This is a genomic window from Paracoccus sediminicola (assembly GCF_027912835.1).
GTDB classification, from domain to species: Bacteria; Pseudomonadota; Alphaproteobacteria; order Rhodobacterales; family Rhodobacteraceae; genus Paracoccus; species Paracoccus sediminicola.
Genome location: NZ_CP115768.1, coordinates 2694656 through 2711013, shown reverse-complemented (window position 1 = coordinate 2711013; position 16358 = coordinate 2694656). Strand labels below are relative to the sequence as shown.

Annotated in this window: 14 protein-coding genes; all 14 read right to left on the bottom strand. The window is 60.6% G+C overall.

The genetic code is table 11. The features are described 5' to 3' along the window. Positions 1–14: 14 nt before the first annotated feature. Entirely contained in the window at positions 15–1262 is a 1248-nt protein-coding gene (locus PAF18_RS13335) for a class I SAM-dependent methyltransferase (protein ID WP_271116186.1), read from the bottom strand. 5 nt (positions 1263–1267) lie between these two features. Continuing rightward, entirely contained in the window at positions 1268–2470 is a 1203-nt protein-coding gene (locus PAF18_RS13330; protein ID WP_271116185.1) for a DegT/DnrJ/EryC1/StrS family aminotransferase, read from the bottom strand. Between the two features lie 10 nt (positions 2471–2480). After that, positions 2481–3614 carry a CDP-glucose 4,6-dehydratase gene (rfbG, locus tag PAF18_RS13325; protein WP_271116184.1) on the bottom strand — a complete coding sequence of 378 codons (1134 nt, stop codon included), beginning with the start codon at positions 3612–3614 and terminating at the stop codon, positions 2481–2483. A 5-nt stretch (positions 3615–3619) separates the two neighbouring features. Then, positions 3620–4435: a glucose-1-phosphate cytidylyltransferase gene (gene rfbF, locus PAF18_RS13320; protein ID WP_271116183.1), complete on the bottom strand. Its 816-nt coding sequence runs from the start codon at positions 4433–4435 to the stop codon at positions 3620–3622. Next, positions 4432–6027 (bottom strand): glycosyltransferase family protein, encoded by a 1596-nt coding sequence (locus PAF18_RS13315; RefSeq protein ID WP_271116182.1) that lies wholly within the window; start codon positions 6025–6027, stop codon positions 4432–4434. Before PAF18_RS13315 ends, rfbF begins: the two co-directional genes overlap by 4 nt. A gap of 44 nt (positions 6028–6071) precedes the next feature. Further along, positions 6072–6491 carry a GtrA family protein gene (locus tag PAF18_RS13310; RefSeq protein ID WP_271116181.1) on the bottom strand — a complete coding sequence of 140 codons (420 nt, stop codon included), beginning with the start codon at positions 6489–6491 and terminating at the stop codon, positions 6072–6074. A gap of 545 nt (positions 6492–7036) precedes the next feature. Next, complete coding sequence (locus PAF18_RS13305; RefSeq protein ID WP_271116180.1) at positions 7037–8074, bottom strand: glycosyltransferase family 2 protein; 1038 nt, start codon at positions 8072–8074, stop codon at positions 7037–7039. 27 nt (positions 8075–8101) lie between these two features. Then, positions 8102–9274, bottom strand: a complete 1173-nt coding sequence (locus PAF18_RS13300) for a nucleotide sugar dehydrogenase (RefSeq protein WP_271116179.1) — start codon at positions 9272–9274, stop codon at positions 8102–8104. Positions 9275–9302: 28 nt separating this feature from the next. Then, positions 9303–11135, bottom strand: a complete 1833-nt coding sequence (locus PAF18_RS13295) for a glycosyltransferase family 2 protein (protein WP_271116178.1) — start codon at positions 11133–11135, stop codon at positions 9303–9305. Positions 11136–11146: 11 nt separating this feature from the next. Next, complete coding sequence (locus tag PAF18_RS13290) at positions 11147–11413, bottom strand: hypothetical protein (RefSeq protein ID WP_271116177.1); 267 nt, start codon at positions 11411–11413, stop codon at positions 11147–11149. Positions 11414–11821: 408 nt separating this feature from the next. Further along, the gene (locus PAF18_RS13285) at positions 11822–12640 is read right to left on the bottom strand and encodes a hypothetical protein (protein WP_271116176.1); all 819 of its coding nucleotides are present in this window, start codon (positions 12638–12640) and stop codon (positions 11822–11824) included. Between the two features lie 108 nt (positions 12641–12748). Further along, positions 12749–13660 (bottom strand): GT-B fold glycosyltransferase domain-containing protein, encoded by a 912-nt coding sequence (locus PAF18_RS13280; protein ID WP_271116175.1) that lies wholly within the window; start codon positions 13658–13660, stop codon positions 12749–12751. Between the two features lie 119 nt (positions 13661–13779). Continuing rightward, positions 13780–15660 carry an acyl-CoA synthetase gene (locus PAF18_RS13275; RefSeq protein WP_271116174.1) on the bottom strand — a complete coding sequence of 627 codons (1881 nt, stop codon included), beginning with the start codon at positions 15658–15660 and terminating at the stop codon, positions 13780–13782. A gap of 142 nt (positions 15661–15802) precedes the next feature. Next, positions 15803–16315, bottom strand: a complete 513-nt coding sequence (gene lysM / locus PAF18_RS13270; RefSeq protein ID WP_271116173.1) for a peptidoglycan-binding protein LysM — start codon at positions 16313–16315, stop codon at positions 15803–15805. Positions 16316–16358: the final 43 nt, after the last annotated feature.

Below are 16358 nucleotides of genomic sequence, written 5' to 3'. Positions count from 1 at the left end.
CCGCCTCTGTGGTGTTACGCCACGATCTTAGGGAAGGGCAGCGGGAGAATAAACCGCCCGCCGGCCTCCTCATAGGCAGAGAGTTGCTGCCGGATCTCGTCGAAGAAATTCCAGGCCAGCACCAGCAGATAATCCGGCTTGCGCTCTGCAATCACGGAAGGATCGTGTATCGGAACCTTCACCCCAGGCGAAAGCATGCCCTGTTTCAGCGGATTGCGGTCTACCAGATAGTCCAGCATCTCGGGACCGATGCCGAAATAATTCAGCAGCGTGTTGCCCTTGGCCGGCGCGCCATATCCCGCAATGGACTTGCCTTCGGACTTGAGGCGCGCAAGAAGCGCGCGCAGCGCTTCGCCCATCTCTTCGACCCGTTCGGCCATCTGACGGAAGGTTTCTTCGCTGTTCATGCCGGCCTTGTCCTCTTCGGCCAGCATCCGAACCACCTCTGCGCTTGGCTCACCGGCCACGGAGGCCTTGCGCATGAAGACACGCATCGAGCCACCATGCACCGGAAGATAAGTCACATCGACGACTTGCATCCCGGTCCGCTCGGCCAGCTTCACCAATGAGCGGAGGCTCATTTCCGACATATGCTCGTGATAGACATTGTCGAACTGGTTGGTGCGCAGAATATCGCGGCCCCATGGCACCTCGACGACAAACCAGCCGTCCTTGGCCAGCAGGCGGCCCACGCCCTCCATGAAGCCGACCAGATCGCCGATATGGTTCAACGTGTTGGTGGTCGAGATCACCTGAGCCGGACCGTGCTTTTCGCGCACTTTGTCAGCCGTCTCCGGATGAAAATAGGCGACATGCACATCCACCCCAAGCTCGGCCGCTTTTTCGGCGAGATTGGCGGCCGGGTCGATCCCAAGCGTCTTGCCGCCCATCCGGTTCGCAAAACCCAGCATGAGCCCGTCATTGCAGCCGATATCGACCACCAGCCCGCCCTCGGCCTTTTCGATCAGGACCTTCGCCAGCCCCTCGAAATGACCATGCATCGTGCGCGCACCCGAGGGAATATAAAGATAATGCGTAAAGAACCCGTCCGGGATCTGATCCGCCACCTGAATCATTCCGCAATCCAGGCAGGCTTGGGTGTTCAGCGGAAAGCTCGGCTGCTGTTCGTCGGCTTCTTCCGGGCGGACAAACATATTCGCGGGCGGATGATTGCCCATCGGCAGGAACAGGAACATCCGGTCCGATGCGCAGGCGCGGCAATGGCTCAGCTTGGAAGGGCGCTCTGTGGTCAGGCTTTCCATGTGATTCATTCCCCGCTCTGGACGCTGTCCGCAAAGCTGCGGAAACTCTCATGCATGAAGTCGATCTGAGCCTGATCCAGGCCGTGGTGGCAGGCCAGCAGGATCCCGCCGCGCATCACCGCATCGGCGACCGGATAACCGCCGTCGCGGCTGCGCAGCTCGATATTGCGCATCGCGGGCTGACGCAGAATATTGCCGGTGAAGACAGGGCGCGTCTGAATCTCGCGCTTTTCGAGGAAGATCTGCATGTCGCGGCGGCTGAACGGGGCGCTGTCGCGGATCGTCAGCGGGAAGGCCAGCCAGCCGGTACGCGATTCCGGGAGCTGCTTCGGAAGGATGAACCAGTCTTCATATTCTTTGAAAAAGGCCAGGTGCTGCGCGAAATTCTCCTCACGCGCGGTGATGTTCCGGTCCAGCTTGTCAAGCTGGACCAGCCCGAACGCGGCACTGACCTCCGAGGGTTCGAGATTATAGCCCAGCTCTTCGAACAGGAATTTCGCGTCATAGGAAATCCCGTCCAGCTCGACATTGAACCTGTTCTCGATCGCTTCGCTGCCCTCCTGAAACAGGGACGAGGTCCTGCCCCAGCTTCGGAGCAGCAGCGCGCGCCGCGCGAGGTCGTCGTCATTCACGCACAGCATCCCACCGTTTCCGGCGCCGTTGATGACGTGGCTGCCGTAAAAGCTCGTCGTCGAGATGTCCGAGTTCACCCCGGTGCTGGTCCCGCCGATGGTCGCGCCGAGCGTGTCGGCGCTGTCCTCGATCACCTTGAGATTATTTTTCCGCGCAATCTCGGCGATGCGGGTCCAGTCGGGCAGATTGCCGATCAGCGACGGAATCATGATGGCGCGGGTCTTTGGGCCGATCATCGATTCGATCTGCGAGACATCGGCATTATAGGTGCCCTCATCTGCATCGACGAAGGCCGGGATCAGCCCGTGCTGCACGATGGGCGCGACGGTGGTGGCAAAGGTCAGCGCCGGGGTGATCACCTCCGAGCCCTTCGGCAAATCCAGCAGCGCCACAGCAATGAAGTTCGCCGACGAGCCGGAATTCACCATGATCCCATGCGATTTGTCGAAGAGCGCCGCGACGCGGGATTGCATCTCTCGGACATGTTTGCCCATCTGGGTCGAGCTGCGCAGCACGTTCACAACGGCTTCGATCTCTTCCTCACCATGAACGGTCTGGCCGTAATTCACGCGCATCGGTCGACTCCTATCTGGATAGTTCGGCGTTGGTGGACAGGTCCGGCGGCGGGCTGAGCCGCGCGGCATATTTCTTGATCTGATCGAGACTGTGCTGCCGCATATCCCCACCCTCGGCATGTCTGCGATACCAGTCGGCGGTCATCGACAACGCTTCTTCCAGGCAGAGCTGCGGATGCCAGCCGAGATGCAGCTTGGCGCGGGTACTGTCGAGCCGCAGCAACCCGGCCTCGTGGGGTGCATCAGCATTGCTATGGAAGGTAAAACGCGGACCCTCATCGCCCCAGAGCCGCCCGAACATCCGGCAAAGATCGCCCACAGGGACCGTGGCATCGGAATCCGGGCCGAAATTCCAGGCCCCGGCTGCCACGTCACCTTTTCCAGACAGCATTTTTTCGGCGACCGTCAGATAGCCCGACAGGGGTTCAAGCACATGCTGCCATGGCCGCACACTCGCGGGATTGCGGATCACGGTATCTTCGCCCGCCGCGATCGCACGGATTATATCGGGGATCAGCCGGTGCGCCGCCCAGTCCCCGCCCCCGATCACATTGCCGGCGCGGACCGATGCCAGTTGCGGGCCTTTCGGATCGCTGAAGAAGGATCGCCGATAAGCTTGTGCGACGAGTTCGGTACAGGCTTTCGACGCACTGTAGGGATCTGAGCCGCCGAGCGGATCAACCTCGCGATAGCCCCACTCCCATTCGTTATTCTCGTAGCATTTATCGCTCGTGACCACGACGACCCCCTGCAACTGGGGCGAGCGCCGCGCGATCTCCAGCACATTTGCTGTGCCGACGACATTGGTGGTGAAGGTCTCGACCGGGATGTCATAGCTGTCACGAACAATCGCCTGAGCCGCCATATGAATGATGAGATCGGGCTGGAAATCCCCGACAGCCTCGGACAAAGCGGCGGCGTCGTTGATGTCGGCATTTCGGCTATCGCAAAGCCCTTCGACACCCGCCACCTCGAACAGAGAGGGCTGTGTCTCGGGCGGGCGCGATACACCCAGAACCTCGGCGCCAAGCTGGTGCAGCCACAAGGTCAGCCAGCTGCCCTTGAAGCCGGTATGGCCGGTCAGCAGAACCCGCTTGCCAGAAAAGGCCGCGCCGAATTCGGGGCCGGGGATATCGCTCGTCATGTTCATCAGATCGTGGCCCGCTGCGGCTTTTCAGGATCGGCCGCTGCGTCGTCGAAATCGAGCCAGGGCGGTGGGTCCTGGTCGCTCAGTTCATTCAAAGCATTTCTGTCGCGGATCGTATCCATCGGATGCCAGAAACCGTAATGCTTGAAGGCCATCAGCTGGCCATCATGGGTCAGGTTAACCATCGGCGACTGTTCCAGAGGCTCCATATCGTCGATGAGATAATCAAAGACGCCCGGCTCAAAGACGAAAAATCCGCCATTGATCCAGGTCTCATAGCGGCGGACTTTTTCGGTGAAGGCCTGCACCTGATTTTCGCCGCTCAGCTCCATATTGCCGAAGCGCGCCGGGGGCTGGACGGCGGTCACGGTGGCCAGCTTGCCATGAGCGCGGTGAAACTCGATCAGCTTGTTGATGTCGACATTGCCGAGACCATCCGAATAGGTGACCATGAAGGTCTCATCCCCGACCCAATCACGCAGTCGACGGATACGACCGCTGGTCATGGTATGTGCGCCGGTATCGACCACGCTCACTTTCCAGCCGCCCGCCGAAATCGGCTTGAGTTGCAGTTCACCCGTGTCCAACTGCACACTGATATCATTCGCGATGAGGTGGTAATTGGCAAAGAAATGCTTGAGCATCAGCCCTTTATAGCCGCCCGCCACGATGAATTCATCATGTCCGAAACGGCTATAGATATCCATGACACGAGCAATGATCGGCCGTCCGCCAACCTCAACCATAGGCTTTGGGATCGCCACGGTTTCTTCGGCGAGACGCGAGCCGAGCCCGCCCGCAAGCAGAATGGTTTTCATGAGTTCTCTCCTGTCTCTGTCCCGCCTGCCGGGGGCTGACGCAGCCACAGCACGGCTTTGCCGTAGCGGTCGCGGATGCCGTCGAAATCCGACTCCACATAGCCATGGTTGCGGGCATAATCGATCATGGGCGCTTCCAGCGTATCATCAAAACCGGTCAGAAACGCGTCGGGCGGATTAGTTTCGAACAGCGCGGGAAGATCTTGCGCACCGGCCATTACATAATTGCGGCGCAGTTCGGGATCGGTATACGGCGCGACCCGATAGGCGAAGAGACCGGCCGAAAATTCCGGGTAGATCCGAAGCCCCGCCTCAAGCGGATATAGCGGCGAGAATGTCGCCACAAGCCCGGCATCTGCCAGATCAGCCTCAGCAAGTGCCTGCCGAAGTTCCGCGGCGCCACCGGCGACACGCGCGGTGGTGAAACGATCGGGATCGCGCAGATCGTTCAAACCGATGCCCAGACGCGGAGCGGAAAAAACCGCCATCATGACCAGGGCCACGATCATTGCCGGACGCAGTTTTGACCGGGCGGCCTCGTCCGATGCGCGATAGAACAGCGCCGCCAGCAGCGGAAAACCGATTAGCGGGCCGGCATAATATTGCGGGAAGCCGGGTGTCGGCACGAAAGCCAGAGCGGCCGTCACAAGCACCGCCGCGAAGACCGTCATCGTAGCCCCCCAGAGGCCCGGCTCAATATCGGCCTGCCGCGATGCTTTCGACAGCACCCAGGACAGCGCGGCAATGAATATCGCCAGCAGCGGCGCGCCGACCAGCCAGACCGAATAGGCAAGCTGCAGCTTGGCAGGCGCGCTCAACGCCAGACCGGGCTCTGTCGCCGCGTTTTCCTGCCAATAGGCGACATGCGGGCCGGAATGGTAGCCTGCGATATGGGCAAAGAACAACTCGGTCGAGCTCAGCGCCAGCCAGAACAGCGGCAACGCTCCGACCAGCCCGCCAAGGCCGACGGGCAGCACCAGCCGCCGAAGGCGCTGTGACAGGGGCAGGTCGCGCGGGATGAGAAAACTGGCAATGGCCACCGCAGGAACGAACGCGATAGCGCTCGCCTTCATTCCAGCGGCGATAGACAGGGCCACGCCAGCTGCGAAAAGCTTGCCCGGCGCGAAATCGCCCTCGATGACGGCAATGGCGAACAGCCCGAGTCCGATCAGCGCGAAAGGCAACGGCAAGAGGTTATTCGTCGCCGCCATGCCGGTCTGCCCCAGCAGAACCTCGGCAGTCAGCAGGCTTACAGGACCGAAAAGCGCGACGAGCGCAGACCGCGTCAGCCGCCAGCCAATCCACCCCGAGGCTCCGAGAAGCAGCAGCCAGCCAAGAAAAATTGTCAGCCGCGCTGCCGCCAGCAAGCTGAGCCAGGGCAGCAGCAGATGGATGATGCGAAACAGCCAGGCCGAATAGGGAACATGGTTGTAGAACAGGTCCCGATACAGCGTGTAATCGCCCAGCAGGGCTGCGGGCGGGACGAACATAAACTCATCACGGCGCAGCTCATAGCCCATGATCCGGCCGAACAGCCCAAGAAGCGCAATGCCCATAAGCAGCCAAAGCGCCGATGTGGCAAGGCTGCGCAATGGCCAGGGCCTTTCTTTGCCAGAGGGGTTTGCGAAGGACAGACTCATACCTGCCTCCGCCGATGACGAAAGCCCATCACCCGACCGATGAGGAACCATGATGCGAGCACGACAAGGGGCAAAAGCACGAGCTGAGCCAGAAGCGGAGGCATATCCTGCGCCAGCAGGAGCCGCAGCGCGACCGCATTCACGGCATAGATCAACAGGTAGGCGCCGATATATTTCGGCAGCCGCCCCCAACCCTCAACGGCGAAGACCAGCCGCGCATGCATCTGATAGTTCCACAGCGCACCCAGCAGAAATTGCAGCACGAGGGCGATCTGAGGCGGCGCACCCATAAGCACTGCAATTGCGTACACCGCATAGCCGAAAGCCGTATTGGCCACACCAACCGCGATAAAGCGAAGGAAGGTTTCTGGGGTAGAGCGCTGCCGCCCGCCCGTCGGGTTGCGAGTCAACTCCATCCCGACACCCGGATGCCGGAGGAAGACCGGTCGTAACGGGCGCTGTCAGCCATCAATGTCACCACCTGCCAGCCGCACTGGAAGCGGGATATAACGACAAAAACACCGAACCGACTGGCCCATCTTCAAACTAACGCACATACAAGTGACCAAAACCAGAGACAAACAGCTGACGCAGCTTGTATAGTTTTGCCGCAGAAAGGCTCGATTCTCAAGTGAAAGCTAAGTTGGAATTTAGCTGATTTCGTCTCTGCGACGAAAAAGGGCTGAAAATTCATCCTTCGAAGGAGGCGGCGCCTTACCGAGCAAGGCGGGTCACCTATCACCCTGATTTATGTATTTTTAACAGTAAATTACACGGAAAAAGCCGCGGTAGACAGCCTGGCAACGCACAGAAACATTCTTTTTCATCCAACTTTAAGACAAGCCAGGACCGTTTCGTTCACCCTGAAACTGCTCGGAAAACGGCTTTCCAGATTTTTCAAGATATCGTTAACAGCTCTGCCCGCGTGGAGATATTTCGGGAAAAGGTCAGATAAAATGGATCAGCCTGAGGCTTCGACTCGGGAAAACATGCGTAGCAGCGTTCTTTGTTCGGCGTCCGGCAGCACCGTGCTCTCGGCAGCGATTCTGATCCGGCAGAACAGCTCGTATCCTTGCGGCGTCGCGACAATCTGGCGGAACCGGGTACGATGCCAGTCTATTGCGGAACGGTGAAGATCCGCCACGCCGGGCAGGGCCTTCAATGCCTCGATTCGCTGCACGAGCGCTGGCTGGAAGCGCAGTGCGGCGGCGTTCTCGACAGCGTTGAAATTGCGCTCGATCCAATAAGCCAGATCGATCCGCTTCGATGAGCGATTCGGAAGCCCGCGCTGCGATTTGACCATGAAGCCCTGAGCAGAGCGCAGAGAGTAGTGATGCATCTCGGCCAAAGCGCGATTCTCATGCACGCCGAGCAGGGACAACCGCTTGTCGCGCTCACCGATATATGACGGCATCGCCAGACCAGAGCCATCGACCCAGTTTGGGATCTGTTCCTTGCGGTGCCGGGGCCTGTGCACACCGGCGCCGGCGAACGACTTGGGCCGGAACAGCGACTTGAAAAATGTCGCCGCGATGGGATGGATCATACCGGGCGGCGCTGCGCGGTTGAATTGCGCGGTCACCGGCGCGTCGGCAATATCAGAGCGCCCATTCGCACCGAACAGCCTCCAAGGCAGCGCGATGGCGTCGGTATCCGCAGGAACCGCGCCGATGAGATCGGCCAGACGCCCCGCCCCTGCATGAATGACCGGGAACTCATCGAGGTCCGAGATAAGCATCCAGTCGGCGCGCTTGCGCAGATCGTGTCGCCAAGCCGAATGAAGCGCGCTCCATTGAATCGACTTGCCGGAGGGAGGGTCATGGCGCTGATGCGAGATCACAGCGTGACTGTCCAGCAGGTCCAGCAGACGGTCGCTGCCATCCTCGCAGTCATTGGAGTAGACGAGGAAATCGGTCACGCCCAGCATCTGATGCCAGGCGATCCACTCCAGCAGATAGGGGCCTTCGTTTCGGATCGTGGTGGCGGACAGGATCTTCATGCCGGTATCGGGACCGCCGCGCCCAGATCAGTCAACCCCGAAGAGATCGCGCGTATAGACCTTGCTGGCCACATCGGAGATATCCGAGGACAGCCGGTTGGCAAGGATGATATCGCTTTCAGCCTTGAACGCCTCCAGATCGCGGGTGACACGGCTGTTGAAGAACAGATCTTCCTGAAGCACCGGCTCATAGACGATGACCTCGATCCCCTTGGCCTTGATCCGCTTCATGATCCCCTGAATCGAGCTGTCGCGGAAATTATCCGAACCCGCTTTCATCACCAGCCGGTAGACGCCCACCACCGCAGGCTTGCGCGCCACGATCTGATCCGAGACGAAATCCTTCCGTGTCCGATTGGATTCGACGATGGCCGAGATGAGGTTCTGCGGCACCTGATCGTAATTCGCCAGCAGCTGCTTGGTGTCCTTGGGCAGGCAATAGCCACCGTAACCGAAGCTTGGGTTATTGTAGAAATCGCCGATCCGCGGATCGAGGCAGACGCCGTCGATGATCTCGCGCGAGTTCAGGTTATGGGCGATGGCATAGCTGTCCAGCTCGTTGAAATAGGCGACGCGCAGGGCGAGATAGGTGTTCGAGAACAGCTTGATCGCCTCGGCCTCGACCGCACCGCAGAACAGCACCGGCATGTCCTTGCGAATGGCGCCGTCAACCAGCAGATTGGCGAAGCGCTCGGCCCGGTCCGACCGCTCGCCGACGACGATGCGCGAGGGGTGCAGGTTATCGTAGAGCGCCTTGCCCTCGCGCAGGAATTCCGGCGAAAAGATCACGTTGTCCCAGCCCATCTCGGCCCGGATCCGATCCACGAAACCGACCGGGATCGTGGATTTGACGATGGCCACCGCATTCGGGTTGATCCGATGCACATCGGCCAGCACCGACTCCACGGTCGAGGTGTCAAAGCGGTTGGTCCTGGCATCGTAATTCGTCGGGGTCGAGATCACCACGAATTCGGCATCAGCAAAGGCTTCTTCGGGGTCGAGCGTCGCCGTCAGATCCAGTTCGCGATTGGCGAGGAAGTCGCTGATTTCCGCGTCCTCGATCGGCGACTGCCGGTTATTGATCATCTCGACCCGGTCCTGCGCCACATCCAGCGCCACGACCTTGTTATGCTGCGCCAGCAGCACGGCGTTGGACAATCCCACATAGCCGAGACCGGCAACCGCGATTTTGGTACTCATCACATCCTCGTTTCTCTACTGGCTGTCCCTATCGCGCATCGCCACGCATATCGAGAGCAGAGCGATCATAACTCAGCGAGCCGCCGCCAGCAGCATCCCTATTCTCGAAAAAGCCTTTTTGTTCAAGAACCGGCCCGAATTCTTTGCGAAGCGCTTCGGCCTCATCCTCGCTTTCGAAGGGCAGAATGACCCGCGCGATCATGCCGAGCTCCTGAGCGGCGAGACGGTTCGCCGGCAGCCCTGCTCGGGACGAGATGCGCAGCACATCGGGGCGGAATTCGCGCAGGCAGGCCGAAAGACCGCCTGCTTCGTCGCCGCTGTCGGCTGCCAGAACCAGCGGGCCGTCGACGAAGCGCAGGTGGGCTGTGTCGGCCAGCCCGTTCCGCTCTCGGATCAGCGCCACTGCCTTGGCCATGCCCGGCTGCGAATCCTGAACAAGAAACACAGTGCCGTCATCCTGCTGCGCCGCCCGCATCGCGGGCAGGCCGATCCCGGCACCCAAATCGAGCACGCGGCGGCTGCCGGAGAGGTAGGAACGGATGTTGCGCCCGTTGCGCCGGTCGAACTTCCCGGCCAGCACCGCCATCAGCGCATCCTGCGTGAAAATGCCCGGATCGCAAGGTAGCGCGATCTCCTGCGAGTCGACCCAGTCGATGCTCTCATCGGTCGATGGGACGATCCTGCCATCGACATAATGCGACACCCCGATCGCGCCCCAACCCGACGCCGGCGCGGATTTTCGCGCACTGCCCGAACCCGAGTTCGCCCGCTCTTCGACCTCCGACATGAGTGCGGCGATCTTGGCAGGGTCGCGGGGTTTGGGCGGCTTTGCCTCGACGCTGGTGATGGGCACCTTGCCCGCCTCGATCAGGTTTTCGCGCAGCTCGGCATAGGCGTCGGTCCGGCGATACTCGTCAAGTCGAGCCTCCAGCGCGTCCAGCGCCGCGAAATGCAGCTTCGACAGCACCGGGTCATTCAGCAGCGCCGCCATGATCTCGGCCCGGCGCGGCGCATGCCGCAGGATGCTGGTATCGGAAACCTCGTTGCGGTCCTGAAGCGACCAGTATTCGGCGTTATACTTGTCCTTCTTGTTGTTCACATTGCCCCGAAAGCGCCGTGCCGCATAGCTGTCCACCGATTTGATCGCATAGTGATTAAGCTGAACCCAGTCATAGCCGAGCGTCCGCCTGATCGAGCGCCAGCCGCGAAACTTGAAGTAATCCTCCATCTGCTGACCAGAGCCGTTCAGCCATTTCACGCTGTCGGGAAAACCGTCATCCAGATGCTTGTTCTTGATCGAGGGCCGGTGAATGCCGAGCTTCCAATATTCAGGATCGAAGCGGAACAGCGTCTTGACCCCCCACCCCTTGTTCCATAGCGGCGGCGCGGCGCGGGTATATTGCTCGGTCACCGGCGCGCGCGACCAGTCCACCACGCCGTTCGAGCCAAAGATCCGCCAGGTGACGACGATCCCGTTCGCATCCCGCGCCACCACGTCAGCCAGCAGCCCGTCCAGATGGCCGGCGGGATGGTTGATGCACAGAAACTCGTCAGCATCGAACAGCATCACCCAATCCGCCTGCTGAACCAGAGGCTCGCGCTGCGCATGCTGGATCGCCGAGGGCTGAGGCTTGACGCCCTCGGGTATGTTGTTCGGACGATGATGGCCGACGCCAAGCTGTTCCAGACGTTGCAGCATCTCGACCGTGCCGTCGGAGCAGTCATTGGTGTAGACGAGAATGTCGGTGAATCCGACCGCAAGATGATGGGCGAACCATTCCAGCAGAAACGGTGCCTCATCCTTCATCATCGACACCGCCATGACCGTGCCATGCGGGCTTATATGACGGGTCAGCTTCACAGTTGCATCACTCAGGACGGGCGGTCATAGCCGAACGTCTCGAAATCCTTGGCGTAGTAGTTCCGGACCCAATCAACCATGTCATCGGTCAGCTCAAGCTGCTCATGCTTGCTCTTGTTGATTTCGCGTGTTTCGGGTTTCTCGAAGCCGAACCGCGCGGCGATACGCGAGTCGAAATCCCGTTCGACATGGAATATCTCGGTTTCCGGCGCGACGAAGCGGTGTTGCGGCAGAAAGCCGATCGGAATGATCCCCCGCTTCTTTCCACTGGCCAGCATGCGCACCCTCCGGAAGCGGGACCGGAGAATTCTTCGAGCGACATGTCGCGGGGTCGCAGCCCGTATTCATAGCGCAGGATCGAGCTGAACCGCGCCAGAGGATCGCGGATCACCGCAAAGCTGGCATCGAACGGCCCCCAGCTTTCCCAGATCTCGCGCGTCGCGTGCTGCATCGGGTAGGGGTAATCGCCCTTTTCGCCCTCGGTCGGCACCTCTTCGATGCCGAATTCGGTAAACAGCCGATGGCCGATGCGACCCTTCCGGTTCGCGGATTCGACATTCGCGATGGTCCAGCCATTCGCCAGGAAGGTCAGATATAGCGCGCTTCCGGCCGTTTTCGGCACATGGGCGAAGTAGATTCGCGTGTCGCCCTTGCTGAAGATCGGCATGCGCTTGCCCCCGTCAGACCTAGTTTTCCAGAGCCGCAGCAGGATCGATACCCACCTCGTCACACATGCGGGCGGCATAGGAATTGGCCAAAGGCGGGTTCTTCCGCCACCAGGGCTTGGTGCCGTTGGTGTACAGATGCACAGACAGCGTGTCTTCGGTGAACCACCCCTCAACGCGGCCATGCGGGTCATAGAAAATATCGTTCAGCTGGAACGGCACCGGATACAGGACGTCAGAGCCCATCGCCCTTTCGATATCGCCGGTCTGCTGTGCGAACCAGGTAAAGGCCTGCGGGCCGAACGCGGTGCGTTCCGCCTTGTAGATCGAGGCCGCGTGCGACAGCCCGCCCTTGGCCTTGATCCGGTCCATCTGCTTGCGCTGCTTCTTGTTCCACCATGCGGGATAATCGGGCAGATTCTCGTAGTAATCCAGAAGCTGATCCATCAGCTCGCATTCCTTTGGCAGTCCGACCACGCCGCAATTCAGCGCCCCGCGCATCCCGTGGCCGGCAAAGATCCACTCCCATTCATCCGGGAAGGGTTGGTGGCAGAACGCATCGCAGTCGATCCACACCGCGCCGGTCTGGCGAATCATCTTGTAGCGGAACACGTTGGACAGGAACGAGGCCGAGGTATCGTTCACCAGCTCCATGTCGATCCGCATGATCTCGGAGGCAGGCCGGATCTCGACGCCTTCGGGCGCATTCTGCACATCATCGGTGCAGTACAGCGTCACCGGATGGCCATGACGGAGATGCGACTTCAAGCAGAGCTGGTTGAGATAGTGAAGTCGCTCTCCGATCCAGAGCGACGCGACAGGACGGCGATCGAGCTTCATGCAGTGCCTCGGCGTTTCTTGACCTTTTTCTTCTAGACCAGTCGCGCCAAAGCGGCCAGTGCCTGCGGCGCAACGTCGTTACCCGGTTCGGCGGACAACGCGGCGATCCTATTCCAGCTCGTCCTGGCTGTCCGCCTCTGCTTCCCGTTCACGATCTGCGTCAGGCGTATTGACCAGACGGCGCACGAAGCGCACGCCGGTCTGTGCGTTCAGCATCTGCCGCGCAGGCTTTCGAAGCCCGACCTCGCTCAGAAGATTGTTGTTTCGGTAGTGGACTGTGTAGATCTCTCGGTCCTGTGGCAGAGGCTCACCGCGCAGCTTGCCGCCGAGGATATAGTGATGTTCCTCGGGGATCTCGCTCCAGCCGAGGCCGGAGCGGCGGATGGCGACGGGCAGGCTGAGCTGATCCAGATAGGGCCGCCGCCGCGGGATGGTCTCGACCCGGTCGATGGTCCGCGCGGTCTCATACCACATATCGGCGAACCGCCCTGCCGGTCCATCAGCCTCGGGGAATACCACGAAGCCCGAGCTGTAATAGGGCAGTACATTCGAGCCGCGCCGCATCAACGACACCCGCTCTTCGGGCAGCGGCATATCGAAGGCGCCGTAGACATCATCCCAGATCGACTGCTCGGCCCAGACCATCGAGGCCGCGACCGAACAGGCGACATGCCCGGGCCGGATCAGATTGTCGGGACTGTTCGGGCGCAGGAACAGCACATCCGTGTCGACAAAGGCGGAATATTCCGTCTCGCGCGGCTGAAGGGCGGCGATGATCTTGTTGCCATGTGGATAAGGCTCGTCCCACATCCCTTCTGTCTTCATCGAACGGATCTCGCCGCCCATCATCTCATGGGCCTTGAACACCGCGGGGTGCACATCGTCGATCATGTGCTCGGAGCAATAGCCGATGGTCTTGACGCTGTCCCCGAAAGCCTGGCGGATCGAGGCAAGCAGCGTGCAGGACATGATGTCGTAATTCGCGGGATCGGCGATATAGAAGATCGTCAGTTTCGGCATATGGCTGTCCGGTCCGCCCGTCACTTGCTGGCACCGGGGCCGCTGCCCGGATCGTGGACAGAGTGTCCTGTCACGGCAGCGGGATCAACCCGTTGCTGCGTGCCACATGGACTTGCTGCTTATGCCCAGTCCCAGGGCCGGGTGAATTCGCCGAGCTTCTGACGTACAGCGGCCTGATCGGTGCCCTCGCCCCCCTTGATCCGGGCCACAAGCCCACGCTTTTTGTCATCGACGATCTCGGCGACACTGGCGCCGGTGCCTTGCAACGCCTCGTCATAGACCCGACGGATCGCCATTTTCCGCAGATCCGGCTTGAAGATCTTACCCACCGCGGTTTTGGGCAATTCGTCGAGGATTTCGAGATATTTCGGCACCGCCGCGCGTTCATGGATGCGCGGTTTGGCGTGTTCCAGCAGCTCATCCACGGTGACCTCGCTATCCGCAACCAGTTCGACATAGGCACAGGGCAGCTCGCCCGCGAAGGCGTCGGGCTGTCCGATCGCTCCGGCAAAAGCCACGGCGGGATGCGAGAGCAGCGCGTCCTCGATCTCGGCGGGGTCAAGATTATGGCCGCCTCGGATGATCAGGTCCTTGGCGCGGCCGGTGATCCAGAGATATCCATCCGCATCGATCCGCCCAAGATCTCCGGTGCGCAGGAAACGCTCCTCCGCGAACAGATCATTGTTCTTCTCGGCCTCGGTATAGGTCGAACCCTCGAACACCCCCGGATTGGCCACGCAGATCTCGCCCACCTCGTCAGTGCCGCATTCCACGAAAGCGCCGTCCCGCTTGTTCAGGATTCGCACCTTCGTATAGGGCAGCGGCAGACCGACCGAGCCGACCTTCTTCATCCCGTCCACCGGATTGCAGGACACAAGGCAGGTCGCCTCGGTCAGCCCGTAACCTTCCGCAATCTCGACGCCGGTCGCGGCCTTGAAGCGGTTATAAAGTTCGATCGGCAGCGCCGCCGAGCCCGAAATCGCCGTGCGCAGCGAGGACACATCGGCATCCACCTTGCGCTGCATCAGCGCCGAGATCGCGGTCGGCACGGTGATCAGGAAGGTCACCTGCCAGCGTTCGATCAGCTTCCAGAAATTGTCGAAGACCCCATCGCCGCGATACCCGGCAGGGGTCGGCATGACCATATGCGCACCCGAGGCGATGCAGCTCATCAGCACCGGATAGGCGGCGAAGACATGGAAGAGCGGCAATGGGCAGATCAGCACATCGGTTTCATCGAACAGCAGCGTGCCTCCGAGGAACCCGTTATAGATCATGCCCGAGTATTTATGCTGCGCGACCTTGGGCATTCCGGTTGTGCCGCCCGTGTGGAAATAGGCCGCGACACGGTCCTCGCTGGGGTCGTCGAAATCCAGGCGGTTGTGATTCTCGGCCGATACCGAGGCCTCGAACTGATGCACCTGGGCGTGGTGCTTGACCGGCATTTTCGGGCGCGCCAGCGGGACAATGAATTTCTTCACCCCGGTCAGATGCCTGTTCAGGTCGATCTCGAGCACATGCTCGACATTGGGCGCATCCCTTACCGCCTGCGCCGTTTTCTGCGCCACATCGGTCTTGGGGAAAGATTTTAGCGTCACCACCACCTTGGCATTGGTCGAGCGCAGGATGGCCGAAATATGCTCTGGCTCCAGCAAGGGGTTGATCGGATTGACGATCCCCGCCGTCATGCCGGCCAGAAGTACGACCGGAGTCTCGATGCTGTTTGGCAGGATGAAGGCAACGGTGTCGGACGGACCGACGCCCAGCTTGCGCAACAGATTGGCGGTTTCCGTCACGCGCTCGCGCAGCTCGGACCAGCTCAGCGTGGTGGCATGATCCCGCGGCCCGGCGAGAAGCTGAAACGAGACTGCGGGCCGATCCGGGAAACGTTCGGCTGTCCGGGTCAGAAACTCATAGATGGTGCGCCCATTGTCGCGCGCCTCATACGGCATTTCCTGCTCGACCGCATCGCGGTCGGCGACAGAGCTGAACTGGCCCATTATTCCCCCCTTCGCCAGACCCGCTGCCGGGTCCGTAACTTTGCCGGAGAGCATGGGACATAAAGGGGCCGCGGGGCAAGCCTGATGGCTGCCGCGCGGCCCGAAGACGCAGCGTCAGTGGCGCGACGTCAAGCAGCGCGGCTCACTGAGGAATGCGCAGCGTCTGGCCCGGATAGATCTTGTCGGGATCCGAGAGCATCGGACGATTGGCTTCGAAAATCTCGTTATAGCGGTTCGCGTCGCCAAGATATTTCTTCGAGATCGCGGACAGGGTTTCACCTGACTTGACTTCGTGGAACACCGGCTCCGCCGACGGAGACTTGCTGCTGACCGTCGCGGTCTTCTTCTCCGGCTCGGGAAGATCGGCCTCGACCTTCGCGATGCCTTTGATGTTGCCGATTGCCACGATCAGCTTTTCCATCGTCTCGCGATCGGCGCCGCGAGATTCGATCTTCACCGTTTCCTTGTCGCTGCGGAGCGTAAGCTGAACATCATCAGAGCCGAGCCCCATCTCTTTCAGCTCGGCCTTCATCGCCGCGACCTTGCGCTCGGTCTCGGCCTTTTCGGCGGATTCGCCGTCATCCTTCACCTCGGCGGCCTGCGCCTCGCCAAAGACGGATTTACCGGCATCCTTCACAAAATCCCACAAAGCCATTGGCTTATCCTTTGTTGGTTTCACCGCGACTGTAACGTGTTGC

What these genes read in the sequence shown, in the direction of transcription:
- PAF18_RS13335 (WP_271116186.1), bottom strand. Translation starts at nt 1,262, where the DNA reads ATGGAAAGCCTGACCACAGAGCGCCCTTCCAAGCTGAGCCATTGCCGC.
- PAF18_RS13330 (WP_271116185.1), bottom strand. Translation starts at nt 2,470, where the DNA reads ATGCGCGTGAATTACGGCCAGACCGTTCATGGTGAGGAAGAGATCGAA.
- rfbG (WP_271116184.1), bottom strand. Translation starts at nt 3,614, where the DNA reads ATGACGAGCGATATCCCCGGCCCCGAATTCGGCGCGGCCTTTTCTGGC.
- rfbF (WP_271116183.1), bottom strand. Translation starts at nt 4,435, where the DNA reads ATGAAAACCATTCTGCTTGCGGGCGGGCTCGGCTCGCGTCTCGCCGAA.
- PAF18_RS13310 (WP_271116181.1), bottom strand. Translation starts at nt 6,491, where the DNA reads ATGGAGTTGACTCGCAACCCGACGGGCGGGCGGCAGCGCTCTACCCCA.
- PAF18_RS13305 (WP_271116180.1), bottom strand. Translation starts at nt 8,074, where the DNA reads ATGAAGATCCTGTCCGCCACCACGATCCGAAACGAAGGCCCCTATCTG.
- PAF18_RS13300 (WP_271116179.1), bottom strand. Translation starts at nt 9,274, where the DNA reads ATGAGTACCAAAATCGCGGTTGCCGGTCTCGGCTATGTGGGATTGTCC.
- PAF18_RS13290 (WP_271116177.1), bottom strand. Translation starts at nt 11,413, where the DNA reads ATGCTGGCCAGTGGAAAGAAGCGGGGGATCATTCCGATCGGCTTTCTG.
- PAF18_RS13285 (WP_271116176.1), bottom strand. Translation starts at nt 12,640, where the DNA reads ATGAAGCTCGATCGCCGTCCTGTCGCGTCGCTCTGGATCGGAGAGCGA.
- PAF18_RS13280 (WP_271116175.1), bottom strand. Translation starts at nt 13,660, where the DNA reads ATGCCGAAACTGACGATCTTCTATATCGCCGATCCCGCGAATTACGAC.
- PAF18_RS13275 (WP_271116174.1), bottom strand. Translation starts at nt 15,660, where the DNA reads ATGGGCCAGTTCAGCTCTGTCGCCGACCGCGATGCGGTCGAGCAGGAA.
- lysM (WP_271116173.1), bottom strand. Translation starts at nt 16,315, where the DNA reads ATGGCTTTGTGGGATTTTGTGAAGGATGCCGGTAAATCCGTCTTTGGC.